This is a genomic window from Paenibacillus oryzisoli (assembly GCF_050467285.1).
Classification (GTDB): Bacteria; Bacillota; Bacilli; order Paenibacillales; family NBRC-103111; genus Paenibacillus_E; species Paenibacillus_E oryzisoli_A.
The window spans coordinates 87377-99519 of the sequence record NZ_JBCMUN010000014.1; the positions used below are offsets into that span (position 1 = coordinate 87377).

Below are 12143 nucleotides of genomic sequence, written 5' to 3' on the forward strand. Positions count from 1 at the left end.
GTCAATTTATTCATCATACGTTTAATTATATATACTGGATAGTTAATTAATCAATAGACTACGCATGTCTTTTTCAGGAGTGACCATCATGAGCCCAAAATCCAAACCGCTCGGCAGACCTCGCGTCTCCGAAGGCGACATTCCGCTGCGTCAAAAAGTTTTGCAAACCGCCATCCCGCTCTTTCTTTCTCGCGGCTTCGAGACCGTGTCCATGGACGATATCGCCAAAGAGTGCCAAGTCACCAAAGCGTCCGTTTACTATTATTTTCCCTCCAAGTCAGATCTGCTGACCGCTTCGATGATCCTATTGATGGACAACGTACGGCGTGCCACCTTACAGCGATTGAGCAAGCCCGCCCCACTGCGTGAGCGCTTGATTGACATTGCGGAAGCCCATCTTAAGGCGATCGACTTCGATCTTCATTCCTTCATGCGCAAGATGGAAGCGACGCTGTCCGAGGAGCAGATGCAGACGATGCGCAAAGCCGAACAGGGCATTCTCGACGCGCTGGAAGCCGAATTTGCCAAATCCGCCGCATCCGGCGAGATTGGCCCCGTGAACAGCCGCATTATCGCGCGTGCTTACACGTCACTGCTGATGATGGGGCACGCCCGCGACGCGGACGGCGCCAAAATGTTCCCGCACGAAAGCGAAGCCGCCGTGCAGATTGTCGATATTTTATGGCGCGGCTTGTTTCCCGCCTAGCGCCTTCCCTCCCGCACAGAAGCCTCTTCGTTCTTTCCAATGGAAAGGCGGAGAGGCTTTATTTTACAATTCAGAAACAAAAAAGACAGTCCCGGACGAACCGGAAACTGCCTTATTTGCTTGTGCTATGACACTATTTATAAGTAGGGAGCCCCTTAAATCTTATAATTTAATGACGTTAGCTGCTTGAGGACCACGGTTACCTTGAGTGATATCGAACTCAACGGATTGGCCTTCTTCTAATGTTTTGAATCCTTCGCCTTGGATTGCGGAGAAGTGAACGAATACATCGTCGCCGCCATCAACAGAAATGAAACCGTAACCTTTTTCTGCGTTGAACCATTTAACTGTACCTTTCAAGTGAACAACCTCCTAAAAATATCGCCATCTATGACGAATAAGGAAATTATACCATTACCAAGGAGATAAATCAACGAAAATCCCGCTGAGAAAAAGCTGAAAATTGTTGATGTACCAACGTTTTCCACTAGCCAAGCCGCGGTTTCGATATGCTCAAAAATTGATGAGAATTTGGTAAAAACGGTAAGTTTGCTTCCCCTTTTTGAGCAAAAAAGCCATTCATCGCAAGCGCCTCAAGTAGATCCGCCAGGCGGGAATACTCCTCTGTTCGGAAGCTGAGCAGCGGATAAATCCGCACTTCGCCCCCAGGCTTGCACACCCTGAGCAGCTCCTTCACAGCCGCAAGATGAAATTCGAAGTCAAACTGTGCCTCGTACAAAAATAAAAAGTGACTGCACAGCACCAAATCAAAACTGCTATGTTCAAAAGGCAGTTCAGGAAGCGCCGCGGCATAATACCGCTCGGCCTGATCGCTGCTTTCATAATCCGCTAAAAACCGCTCAAGCGCCGCAATCCTTCCGGCTTTATGGAGCTGAACGGAGCCGTAATACGTCCAGTCGTAGACGTCTGTCAGTTTTTCCATTTTGGCCGCGACGACTTCGATCTCCGCTCGGCCGTGTGCCTCAATCTCATCTGCCGACATCGCATAAAGCGGGTCCGCCGCCTCCGCGAAGATGCCTGCTTGCCGGGCATCCGCCGTGAATGACGATGCGCCTCCAGCGACATCAAGCACACGCTTGCCGATCAAATTCTCTGTCTGCAGCATGAACATTTTCTCATATTCCGCATACGATCTTGACGTCATGGCGACGCCTGCCTGCTCATAAATACGTTTCATTTCCATTGCTCATCTCTCCTCATCTCAGCTCTACGGTTCTCTGCTCATCTCGTCTTGCACTTCCCACCCCTTGCTTCGCTTCAAAGCAACTTGGAAAGGATTAGGAGGATTTTAACATGCGCAGGTGCGGGCCGCAACCCCTTTTTTTCTCGCCGGCCGTTTGGAAAAACGGTCCCGTTTATGGTACGATGTCAAGAAGCGATCCCACTTATAGAAACGAGGAATACCGATGGCGAATCAACCTTTCAAGAAACATACGATCTATAAAAAAGATAAATGGAACATGCTCAACGTCGAAGTGCAAGGCTCCAAAATTGTGCTGACCGAAATTTCCGACCAATGGGGCGAAGAATGCCATACCTTCATCGGCCGACCGGCCATGATGCATTGGGCGAACGAACGATTTGCCCCAGACAAATTCGATGGCACTGAAGAAGAACGTCAAGCGATCCTGGACAACTTAAAGGCGCTCTAATTCCGATAAAAAAAGTTATGTTACAAAAGCGAACATGTATTGACTTTATTTCCGATCCATGCTTATAATGAATTCATAATTTCATAGCACCACTCCAAAGGGGAGTAGCTGGTACAATAAAGTCGTCAATTCGGATCCTCATCAGGTCCCGGCTTTATTGGCAACGATACCGTTGTTAGCAAGACCTTTGCCAATTTCAAGAAAATTGGTGAAGGTCTTTTTTGATGGAAATGAGCCTTCACCGTGCAGTTCGCGGGTAGGCTCATTTTTTTATCAAAACTTTCGTAAGGAGCGTGTTTCACATGGATATCTTGTCCACCGGTTTTCTCTTCTCTCTGCTCAGCATTATTCTGATCGATCTGGTTCTCGCAGGCGATAACGCGATTGTGATCGGAATGGCTGCGCGCAACTTGAAAAAGGAATCGCAAAAGAAAGTCATTCTCTGGGGTACTGTCGGCGCGATCGTCATTCGGGCGGCAGCGACCATTCTCGTCGTCGGGCTCTTAAAAATCCCAGGTTTGCTCCTCGCGGGAGGCATCCTGCTCCTCTGGATTTCGTATAAACTGCTCACCGACAAGAAAAATCACGATACCGTCAGCGCAAAAGACAATATATGGGCCGCAATTCGAACCATTATCATCGCGGATGCGGTTATGGGTATGGACAACGTCATCGCGGTAGCCGGTGCGGCGCACGGCAACTTCCTTCTCGTCATCTTAGGCTTGCTGGTCAGTGTACCGATTGTCGTGTGGGGCAGCACCTTATTCATTTCTTGGATCGAGAAATATCCTTGGATCATCTATATTGGCGCAGGCGTCCTTGTTCTTACTGCAGGTAAAATGATTACGGGCGACAATCTGACACACGCGTTGTTCGAAGGCAATGCCATCGCAAAATGGACGTTCATCGGACTTCTGATCGTGCTTGTCCTGGCCGCAGGCAACTGGTCGAAAATGATCGGCTACCAAGTGAAAGTAGGCAACAGCGGGGAATTGACGCTCCCGAAAGAACTTAGTGAGGAAGCGCAAATTGCGGAGGAAGACCGCTACACCGTCAAAATGGACGCGCGCGGCAACTACGTGCTCGTCAAAGAAGACGGCGACGACGCTCCGAACAGTACCATGCAGCATGCAGGATAAAAAGGGTTTTCACCTTTCTACAGCGAAAAAGAGTAGCATGCGCCCCTAGACGGGCGTCATAATCTAGTGTAGAAGGATGATTGACATGGCCGATTCCGGCTCGATTCTTACGTTTGTGATCGTTTCTTTTTGTCTCGCGATCATTCTGATTATGAAAAAGGATACGCTGCCTCCGCAGATGAAGCGCTATCTGGCTCTGCTCGCCATTGTTATGGTATCCGTGTCCTTCTTCCTGATTCTGTTCAGCTTCTTCCGATTGGGAACGTGAATAGACTTCCTTCCAGCTTTTTCATATAATATTCATAATTGAAAAGCAGAACGGTCATACTAGGGTGAAAACCATGTTAGGGGAGTTATGGGAGCGCAGGGCTTCCGTCCCAGCTCCCCCATGGGCATATGCCGGGAGCGTGACCGTATTGCGATTACTCTATGTAACTGCCGCCGTGAGCCTGCTTTTCAGTTCGGTTCCCACTGCGGATTTACACGCAAAGGATAGCAGCTTACCCCCATCTCAATCGACGAACAGGAGGGCTCCGATGACTCAACTATTGGAACGCAAACAAGTACCAGCCGAGCACAAATGGAAACTGGAGGATTTATACGCCGACCAAAAGGCTTGGGATCAGGAATTTCAAAGCGTCAAAGATTCGTTAGGCAAGATCAGCGCCTTCCAGGGCAAGCTGACGGATGCTGCCGCTGTGAAGCAAATTTTCCAGCTCGAAGATCAAATTTCTCTTAAGACAGAGAGACTTTATGTGTATTCCAACATGAAACATCATGAAGATACAGCCGAGCCTACCTATCAAGCGCTGTCGGATAAAGCGAAGAAAATTTCGGTCGAAGTCGGCGAAGCGCTTTCGTTCGTTTCTCCGGAAATTTTGAGCCTCTCAGAAGAAAAGCTGCAGCAGTTGGTGAATGACCCTTCCCTTGCCTTTTACAAAAATACGCTGGAAGAAATGATTCGTCAGAAGCCGCATACCCTTTCGAAAGATCAGGAAGCGCTGCTTGCGCAAGCCGGCAACATGGCCGGTGCGCCGAGCACAATTTTCGGCATGCTGAACAATGCGGATTTGAAGTTTCCGAAAATCAAAAACGAAAAAGGCGAGGAAGTCGAGCTGACACACGGCAGCTACATTCAGTTCCTCGAAAACCGCAACCCGGAAGTGCGCAAGAACGCTTTTCACGCGGTGTACCAAACGTATCGCAACAATCGCAACACGATCGGTGCAACGCTTGCCGCGAACATCAATAAAAACATTTTCTATGCCAAGGCCCGTCATTATCCATCTGTGCTCGAATCCACGCTCTTTGGCGATAACATCAAAAAAGAAGTGTACACGAACCTGATCGGCACGATTCACGACGCTCTTCCGCAGCTTCAGCGCTATCTGAAACTCCGTAAAAAGCTGCTGAAGGTTGATGAGCTGCACATGTATGACCTGTTCGCTCCGTTAGTGGAAGAGTTCAAAATGGACATCACCTACGCGCAGGCGAAGGAAGAAGTCATCAAGAGCTTGGCGCCGCTTGGCGAGAACTACTTGAAGATTCTCAAAGAAGGCTTTGACAACCACTGGATCGACGTGTATGAAAATAAAAACAAACGCAACGGCGCGTACAGCTGGGGCGCTTACGGCACGCATCCGTACGTCCTTCTGAACCACAAGGACAATCTGAACAGCATGTTCACGCTCACACACGAGATGGGCCATGCGATTCATTCGTATCTCTCCGACGAGAATCAGGAGTACCGCTATGCGCAGTACACGATTTTCCTGGCGGAAGTGGCTTCTACGCTGAACGAAGCGCTACTGATGGATTACTTGCTCAAACGCGTGACGGATCCGAAGGAAAAGCTGTACCTGCTCACCTACTATGCGGACCAGTTCCGTACGACGGTGTTCCGTCAAACGATGTTTGCCGAGTTCGAAATGATTACGCACGAGAAAACGGAGCAAGGCGAGTCCTTGACGCCGCAGGATTTCAGCGACATCTATTACGGCTTGAACAAACTGTACCATGGCAACGACATGGTTGTTGATCAGGACATTGAGATGGAGTGGGCTCGCATTCCTCACTTCTATAACAGCTTCTACGTGTATAAATATGCGACCGGCTTCTCAGCGGCTACAAGCTTCGCGAAGCAAATTCTCGATGAAGGCGCGCCGGCGGTCGAGCGTTATCTGGGCTTCCTCAAAAGCGGAGGCAGCGACTACTCGCTTAATATCTTGAAGAAGGCAGGCGTGGACATGTCTACGCCGGAGCCGATCAAGCAAGCGATGAGCGTATTCAGCTCACTGCTCGATCAAATGGAAGAACTGACGAAGTAAAGTTCGGGGAAAGGTTGAGGGCGGATGCTTTCAACCTTTTTTTCTAAAGAAAGGAGTGATTGCGATGAAAATCCAAGGCATGCTCATTGCCGGTTTAATCTTTGCACTCATAACAGCCGTCTTCGCGGTCATTAACGTCGAGCCCGTGAAAGTGAATTTTCTGTTTGCGGAGACGTCGACGCCGCTCATTCTTGTCATTCTGACCTCCACCCTGCTTGGCGGCTTGATGGTGGGCATGTTCGGCATCGTGCGCGGGTACAAGCTGCAGCGGAAAGTCAAGCTGCTCGAGAAGCAGCTGCTGGAAGCGCAAAAGCCCGTCCCCGCGGAAACGGAGCCTGCTGTCTCGCAGACAGAAACCGTTCAAACGGAAACAGGCTCGTAGCCTTTTAGAACAAGAAGCTAAGGCCTAGACAGATAAGCCCTCCGACCAGCGATGAAAGGGCGTTCACCGCATCGTTGGTCATGAACCGCAGACCGCGGATCTGGCGGGCCTTGTGTCCGCAATGCACCGACTTTTCCACCGTTTTCCCGCAGCGCTCGCAACGATACATGACTTGGACCGTTGCCCCCAGCACAGAATCGGTGAGCGAGCCAAGCAACCCGGCAACAGCCCCAAGAAGAACATAGAAGATCCAACCGTGCGTAAAATGCTCCACATCTCCCCATCTTCCAAGAACGCCTCCGATCCCACCGATGAACGCTCCGCCCAGCAAGGATGCTGTCAAGCCAAGCCTGCTAACCCCGCCGGAAGTTCCTGGCGCTACTCGCTTGCCGGTCAGAATAAACCTCGGCTCCCCCTTGCTCATGCCTCCGATTTCCGTCGCCCAAGTATCGCTGTTCACCGTCGCCATCACGCCGAGGAACAGAAACCACCATCGTTCGCTAGGCCATGCGGCGTTCGCTATGCAGACGAGCAGGCCAAGCCCTCCGTTCGCCGCCACCTGCCCCCAGTCCCGCCTGCTGCCTTTGGCGTAACCTTGCTCCGCTTCCTCTTTGCGCTTCGCCTTTAGCTTCGAGAGTAAACTGGAGGAAACGAAGAAGGCGATCAGCGTACAGAACCATGCAGCGCTGACCAGCCCACACATGGCGGTGCCGAGAACGACAGCCGCGAGCGCGCCCGAAAGGGAGAGCGATTTTTTCCAATAAGCGGCGGCGGCAATACAGCTGCTGCCCGCAAGCCCGATCAGCCACTCCAACTGCGCTCCCCTCCTTTTTTTAAAAACTGACTATTCTCACTGTCCCTATTGTAGCATAGACTGCCATCGTTCTTTTAGCCCGCGAAAAACATAGGCATTTCGACTCATTTCGCCAATTTCTCACGCCAAATTTCCCCATTCTGTGGTATCATAAAGGGGATGAACGATAGGAGGCTGCCATGGAGCTAGATCAATCCCAAGCACATTCCACTCCCAAGAGGGATCTGGAACCAGAGGAAATGCTGCGCATTATTTTTGAATATGCAGCCAAAATCGCCAACGAACGAACGTTGGAGAACGTGCTGATGCTCATGGCGGACATGGGGCGTGCGATGATCGTATCCGATCGCTGTACAGTCTGGCTGCTCGATAAGCACAAGGATGAGCTGTGGTCCAAAGTCGCTCACGGACTGGACGAAATCCGGATTCCAAGCTCCGCAGGGCTTGTGGGCTATTCGGTGATGAATGATCGGGCCGTTTTTATTGACGATGCCTATACGAATGAAGAATATAAATCGTTTTTGGAACATGGCGCGCTGCGCACGGATCAGCAAACCGGCTACCGAACCCAGGCCTTGATGGTGATCCCGTTCAAAAATAGCGAAGGCGAAATTATGGGCGCCTATCAGGCGATTAATAAATTGACGGCGAGCGGACAATTTTCGGCGAAAGATATGGAGTACTTGACGCTTGCCGCGTCTTACGCCGGAAAATCGCTGGAATCCGCTCTGCTCACGAATGAGATTGAAGAAACGCAGAAGGAAATTATTTTCCGCATGGGTGAAATCGGCGAGAGCCGGTCCAAAGAAACCGGCAACCACGTTAAGCGGGTAGCGGAGTACTCCTACCTGATCGCGCTGGGACTTGGCCTTGGGCAGGAGGAAGCCGATCTGCTCAAAATGGCGTCGCCGATGCATGACATCGGCAAAGTGGCCATTCCCGATGCCGTGCTGAACAAGCCAGGCAAACTGACGGACGAGGAATTCAAGCTGATGCAGAATCATACTGTAATCGGCTACAATCTGCTTAAGAACTCCTCTAGGCGTATTTTGAAAACGGCCGCACTCGTTGCTTATGAGCATCATGAGAAATGGAACGGCCGCGGTTATCCGCGAGGCATCAGCGGCGAGGACATCCATATCTATGGCCGCATTACGGCGATTGCAGACGTGTTCGATGCGCTTGGCAGCGAGCGGGTGTACAAGAAAGCGTGGGAGCTTGACCGCATTCTCCAGCTATTCCAAGAGGAGCGCGGCCAGCATTTCGATCCCACGGTTGTGGACGTCTTTTTCGAGCAGCTGCCGGCGATTCTTCGCGCAAGAGAAGAGTATGCGGACGTGTGATGCGGAGCACTTAAATGTAAACCTAGCGAGGGATCGCTAGGTTTTTTTGCGTCGCTGCGACGAGTGGTGGACGAGTGGCGCAAGCATGTGGTGCAGACGGCGCAGCGAACATGCGCGGGCCGCGGGATGAGCTGGGCGGGCTGTTTCGCAAACTGATGCGAAAACGGATAGCTGGACTGCTGCCCAGGCTGATGCGTAGATCGCTCCACAGCCATCGCTAACGGTTGTATTGAGGCTGTCGATTAATTGTNNTCGAAAAATCATATACATTCTGCGTGTGTCCGTTCATGGATAAAGCTGTCCACAGTTAATCGACAGCCTCGCTTCAACCGTTACATCCTGCAAGGCGCCGCTTTTGCAGAAATAAGCTCTGTGAGAACCGTTACACGTACCACCGGCCTCCAAACGCACCGCATACGGATCCTAGCACGATGATAAGCATTGCCCTCCCCGCATAACAAAAAAATCCCCTCCAAAGGATAAGTCTATCCCCTCGGAGAAGATTCTTTTGCCTACATCGTGACGGTGAATGCGCCGAACGATTCCTCGCCGAACAGCAGTTCAAGGCGGTCGCCGCTCTGCACAGGCCCTACCCCTTCCGGCGTGCCGGTATAGATGATGTCGCCTGGCCCCAGTCCGTAATGCTTCGCGATATAATCCACGATCGTCTGCAAATCAAAAATCATGTTGCCGATATTGCCATCCTGCACAATGGTGCCATTCAAGCGAAGCTGGAAGTTGCGCTCCGCCAGCTTGGCCGCACCCGGGAACGGTCGCCAGTCGCTAAGCGGCGCGGAGTTCAGGAAACCTTTGGCCGGCAGCCACGGCTGGCCTTTCTTTTTAATCACACTCTGCACGTCGCGCAGTGTAAAGTCGATGCCGAGCGCATAGCTGTCCACCAGCGCATCCACGCTCGCTCCGGCTTCATATGACTTCGCGATATGTAAAACAAGCTCCGTCTCATAGTGAATCTCGCCCTGCCCGCTTGGCAGCGCCAGCGCTTCGCCGTTCATCGGCGCCAAGGCGTGCGTCGGCTTGGTGAAAATCATCGGCTGATCCGGCACGTCGTTGCCCAGTTCTGCCGCATGCGCGCGATAGTTGCGCCCTACACAGTAAATGTTGCGAATTGTTGCTGTCATGTTGTCTGATCTCCTTTAGGCTATTTCAAGCTGACATTGCCGCTCCCGTCGACTTTCGCGCCAATCGAAATTTGGCTGAGCCGCGCAAACAATTTGGCTCCATTCTCCGGGCTCATCGGCGTCGGCAGTGCGTATGTCGTTAAAATCGGCGCTACGTGCAGATTGCAGCCGCCCGCTTTGGTGCAGGAAGCTTCCAAAATGGCCGAATCCCACGTCTTCTGATTTTCATTCGTCGTAAAAACAAAATTGCCGAGGCTGTATGCGATCCATTTGCCTTTGTACTGCTCAAAGCCTTGCAGCACGTGCGGATGCCCGCCTACAATGAGATCGGCGCCCGCATCAATGTAGCGATGAGCGAGTTCCTTCTGGTACTTGTCTGGCGAATCCTCCCGTTCGACGCCCCAATGCGCAATGACGACGACGAGATCGGCGTTCGCTTTTGCTTTTTGAATCGCGTCCACCGGTACTCGGTAATCATACGTTTCGGCGACGCCGGGATGATTCTTGCCCGCCTTCCAAGACGTGTTCGGCACCACGCGGCTAAATCCCAGAAAAGCAATCCGAACACCCTGCTTCTCCACGATAACCGGCTGGTAAGCTTCTGTAGCATCCTTGCCGGCACCGACGCGACGTATCCCAGTTTCATCAAGCGAAGCCATCGTATCCAAAAATGCTGACTCGCCGTAATCCATAACATGATTATTCGCCAGATTGACCAGATCAATGCCCGCGTTTTTCAGAGCCGTCAAGGCCTCAGGTGCAGACCGATACGAGTATTCTTTATCTTGCGGCGTTCCTCGGGTCGAAATCGGCGTTTCCAGATTGGCAATCGTATAATCGGATTTCGTCAAATCTTCTTTCACATTTGTAAAAGGATAGTCGTATCCTTTTTGCTTTACAATATCTTCGACTTTGGAGGCGAACATGACATCCCCTATGAAGGATAGTTTGACCTGCCCGCCAGCGCCGCTTCCACTCGAGACTGTGCCCGTTGTTGCAGAAGGCGATACTGCCGCCAGAGGCGGATTCGTTCCGATCGGAGTCGAACTCGGACTTGTACTCGGCTGGCTGCTGGCTGCCGGCGTGCTCGTACCTGAATCGGTCGGCAGAGGAGAAGCACTCGCAATCGGCGAAGCCGCAGACTCGCTGTCTTCCACGGAGTTCCCTTTCGAAGTCAAATAGGAAGCCCCCATACCAACGGCAAAACAAAGCACGGCGGCAACAGTCAGCCCGCCTAACGTGCGCCAAGGCAGCTTTTTGCCGGTTGTGCGATTTTTTTTCGGTTTAGTGTGACGTTCTCGTCTGGATTCCAATGGACAACCTTCCCCTTTCCCCCTACAAATTATAACAGAACTCGACTTTGTTGGGTAATAGTCAGCATGTCACATTTTCAGCCGGCCGTCTGTATGGTATAACAGAAACATCACGTGGACACGGAAACCGATGGACAGGAAGGATTATGACTTTGGAAAAAATCGCGATCATTTCAGATATTCACGGCAATCTGCCGGCGCTGGAAGCCGTGCTTGCCGACATTCGACATAGAGGCATCTCCCGCATCGTTTGTTTGGGGGATCTAGTGGGCAAAGGCCCCGATTCGGCCGCCGTTGTCGATCTGCTTCGCGCAACGTGCGAAACGGTCGTGCAGGGCAATTGGGATCTCGGCATCACGCTGCCCCAGGATAAGCCGGCCGGGCTGTGGCAGCAGCAGCAATTGGGGGCAGAGCGGCTGCGCTATTTGCAAGAGCTGCCGTTTTCGGTGGAATTTTGCTTGAGCGGCAAACGATTTCGCCTCTTTCACGCCTCCGCTGTCAGCGTCTACCACCGCGTTAAGCGCAAATCACCTAAGAAGGAGCGGCTCGCGATGTTCCACAATACGGAGATGACCGGGGATGGCCCGCTGCCGGATATTGTCGGCTATGGCGACATTCACATCCCCTACTTGCTGACGATGAAAAATCCGTCCGAAGATCAGGCGCCCGCCAAGTCTCACGAGGGGCTGATGCTGTTCAACGTCGGCAGCGTCGGGGTTCCTTATGACGGCATTCCGCAGGCTTCTTACTGCATCGTCGAGGGAGTCAGCGACTCCGCCATGCCCCCCGCCGGCTTCAGCATCCAATTCGTGCGCGTCCCCTACAATATTGAGCGGGCGGTGCAGCTGGCCTTCGACGCAAAGATGCCGGATCGCGAACGCTATGAACTTGAAATCCGAACCGCTATCGTGCATAAGTAACCCCCAGCGACCTAACCATTTGTGGAATATACTGCCAAATTATGATAGAATAGAAAGACTATCTTAAAGCGAGGGTCTTGGATGAAGCTGAACTGGCGGAAAATCTTGTGGATCGTGGTTTGTGCGGAACTGTTGTTTATGTATTGGAACACCGTCGAGACGATTAGCTTTCGGAAGCAGCAGGCCAATGTGAATAAAAATAAGGTGCCAGCTGCGCCGCCGGTCTCGCAGGTCCAACCCAGCACGACGCCATCGCCGCCCAACTGGGATGCAGCACCCTTGCAGCTTGCGCAGCACTCCTAACAAAGATAAACGCCTCCACCGTCCTTTCATGGACGAGAGCGTTTACTGATGGCATAGAGCCACTTCGAGGAAATACTTTCCGAT

Annotated in this window: 15 protein-coding genes; 10 read left to right on the top strand and 5 right to left on the bottom strand. The window is 51.9% G+C overall.

The annotated features are described in order from the left end of the window. Positions 1-88: 88 nt before the first annotated feature. Positions 89-706, top strand: a complete 618-nt coding sequence (locus ABE504_RS23425; protein ID WP_430093345.1) for a TetR/AcrR family transcriptional regulator — start codon at positions 89-91, stop codon at positions 704-706. A gap of 162 nt (positions 707-868) precedes the next feature. Here ABE504_RS23425 and ABE504_RS23430 read toward each other — a convergent pair whose 3' ends face one another. Continuing rightward, entirely contained in the window at positions 869-1066 is a 198-nt protein-coding gene (locus ABE504_RS23430; RefSeq protein WP_126141432.1) for a cold shock domain-containing protein, read from the bottom strand. Between the two features lie 127 nt (positions 1067-1193). Continuing rightward, a complete protein-coding gene (locus ABE504_RS23435) occupies positions 1194-1910 on the bottom strand; it encodes a methyltransferase domain-containing protein (protein ID WP_430093348.1) in 717 nt (238 codons plus the stop codon). 223 nt (positions 1911-2133) lie between these two features. Between ABE504_RS23435 and ABE504_RS23440 the strand changes: the two genes are divergently transcribed. The 5 genes from ABE504_RS23440 (at position 2134) to ABE504_RS23460 (ending at position 6227) form a co-directional block, all read left to right on the top strand. Continuing rightward, positions 2134-2379: a hypothetical protein gene (locus ABE504_RS23440; protein WP_126141434.1), complete on the top strand. Its 246-nt coding sequence runs from the start codon at positions 2134-2136 to the stop codon at positions 2377-2379. Between the two features lie 302 nt (positions 2380-2681). After that, the gene (locus tag ABE504_RS23445; RefSeq protein ID WP_430093350.1) at positions 2682-3518 is read left to right on the top strand and encodes a TerC family protein; all 837 of its coding nucleotides are present in this window, start codon (positions 2682-2684) and stop codon (positions 3516-3518) included. Positions 3519-3603: 85 nt separating this feature from the next. Then, the gene (locus ABE504_RS23450) at positions 3604-3786 is read left to right on the top strand and encodes a hypothetical protein (protein ID WP_430093353.1); all 183 of its coding nucleotides are present in this window, start codon (positions 3604-3606) and stop codon (positions 3784-3786) included. Between the two features lie 268 nt (positions 3787-4054). Then, positions 4055-5845 carry an oligoendopeptidase F gene (pepF, locus tag ABE504_RS23455; RefSeq protein WP_430093356.1) on the top strand — a complete coding sequence of 597 codons (1791 nt, stop codon included), beginning with the start codon at positions 4055-4057 and terminating at the stop codon, positions 5843-5845. A 64-nt stretch (positions 5846-5909) separates the two neighbouring features. Next, positions 5910-6227, top strand: coding sequence for a LapA family protein (locus ABE504_RS23460; RefSeq protein WP_430093359.1), 318 nt, complete (start codon positions 5910-5912; stop codon positions 6225-6227). A gap of 4 nt (positions 6228-6231) precedes the next feature. Here the strand turns inward: ABE504_RS23460 and ABE504_RS23465 are convergent, their stop codons facing one another. After that, the gene (locus ABE504_RS23465; protein ID WP_430093362.1) at positions 6232-7041 is read right to left on the bottom strand and encodes a DUF92 domain-containing protein; all 810 of its coding nucleotides are present in this window, start codon (positions 7039-7041) and stop codon (positions 6232-6234) included. A 179-nt stretch (positions 7042-7220) separates the two neighbouring features. Between ABE504_RS23465 and ABE504_RS23470 the strand changes: the two genes are divergently transcribed. Both ABE504_RS23470 and ABE504_RS23475 read left to right on the top strand, forming a co-directional pair. Then, positions 7221-8384, top strand: coding sequence for an HD domain-containing phosphohydrolase (locus tag ABE504_RS23470; protein WP_430093365.1), 1164 nt, complete (start codon positions 7221-7223; stop codon positions 8382-8384). Positions 8385-8458: 74 nt separating this feature from the next. Continuing rightward, positions 8459-8605: a hypothetical protein gene (locus ABE504_RS23475; protein WP_430093367.1), complete on the top strand. Its 147-nt coding sequence runs from the start codon at positions 8459-8461 to the stop codon at positions 8603-8605. Between the two features lie 291 nt (positions 8606-8896). On the opposite strand, the gene ABE504_RS23480 is transcribed toward ABE504_RS23475, so the two are convergent. Then, a complete protein-coding gene (locus ABE504_RS23480; protein WP_430093369.1) occupies positions 8897-9523 on the bottom strand; it encodes a fumarylacetoacetate hydrolase family protein in 627 nt (208 codons plus the stop codon). Between the two features lie 20 nt (positions 9524-9543). After that, positions 9544-10836: a CapA family protein gene (locus ABE504_RS23485; RefSeq protein WP_430093370.1), complete on the bottom strand. Its 1293-nt coding sequence runs from the start codon at positions 10834-10836 to the stop codon at positions 9544-9546. 152 nt (positions 10837-10988) lie between these two features. Here ABE504_RS23485 and ABE504_RS23490 point away from each other — a divergent pair, with 152 nt between their 5' ends. Together ABE504_RS23490 and ABE504_RS23495 are read left to right on the top strand one after the other, a co-directional pair. Then, on the top strand, positions 10989-11756 hold the full coding sequence (locus ABE504_RS23490; RefSeq protein WP_430093792.1) for a metallophosphoesterase family protein: 768 nt from the start codon (positions 10989-10991) through the stop codon (positions 11754-11756). 81 nt (positions 11757-11837) lie between these two features. Then, positions 11838-12059: a hypothetical protein gene (locus ABE504_RS23495; protein ID WP_430093373.1), complete on the top strand. Its 222-nt coding sequence runs from the start codon at positions 11838-11840 to the stop codon at positions 12057-12059. Positions 12060-12143: the final 84 nt, after the last annotated feature.

Excerpts from the sequence above, each read along its gene's own strand:
- ABE504_RS23425 (WP_430093345.1), top strand. The coding sequence starts at position 89 with ATGAGCCCAAAATCCAAACCGCTCGGCAGACCTCGCGTCTCCGAAGGC.
- ABE504_RS23435 (WP_430093348.1), bottom strand. The coding sequence starts at position 1,910 with ATGGAAATGAAACGTATTTATGAGCAGGCAGGCGTCGCCATGACGTCA.
- ABE504_RS23440 (WP_126141434.1), top strand. The coding sequence starts at position 2,134 with ATGGCGAATCAACCTTTCAAGAAACATACGATCTATAAAAAAGATAAA.
- ABE504_RS23445 (WP_430093350.1), top strand. The coding sequence starts at position 2,682 with ATGGATATCTTGTCCACCGGTTTTCTCTTCTCTCTGCTCAGCATTATT.
- ABE504_RS23450 (WP_430093353.1), top strand. The coding sequence starts at position 3,604 with ATGGCCGATTCCGGCTCGATTCTTACGTTTGTGATCGTTTCTTTTTGT.
- pepF (WP_430093356.1), top strand. The coding sequence starts at position 4,055 with ATGACTCAACTATTGGAACGCAAACAAGTACCAGCCGAGCACAAATGG.
- ABE504_RS23460 (WP_430093359.1), top strand. The coding sequence starts at position 5,910 with ATGAAAATCCAAGGCATGCTCATTGCCGGTTTAATCTTTGCACTCATA.
- ABE504_RS23470 (WP_430093365.1), top strand. The coding sequence starts at position 7,221 with ATGGAGCTAGATCAATCCCAAGCACATTCCACTCCCAAGAGGGATCTG.
- ABE504_RS23480 (WP_430093369.1), bottom strand. The coding sequence starts at position 9,523 with ATGACAGCAACAATTCGCAACATTTACTGTGTAGGGCGCAACTATCGC.
- ABE504_RS23495 (WP_430093373.1), top strand. The coding sequence starts at position 11,838 with ATGAAGCTGAACTGGCGGAAAATCTTGTGGATCGTGGTTTGTGCGGAA.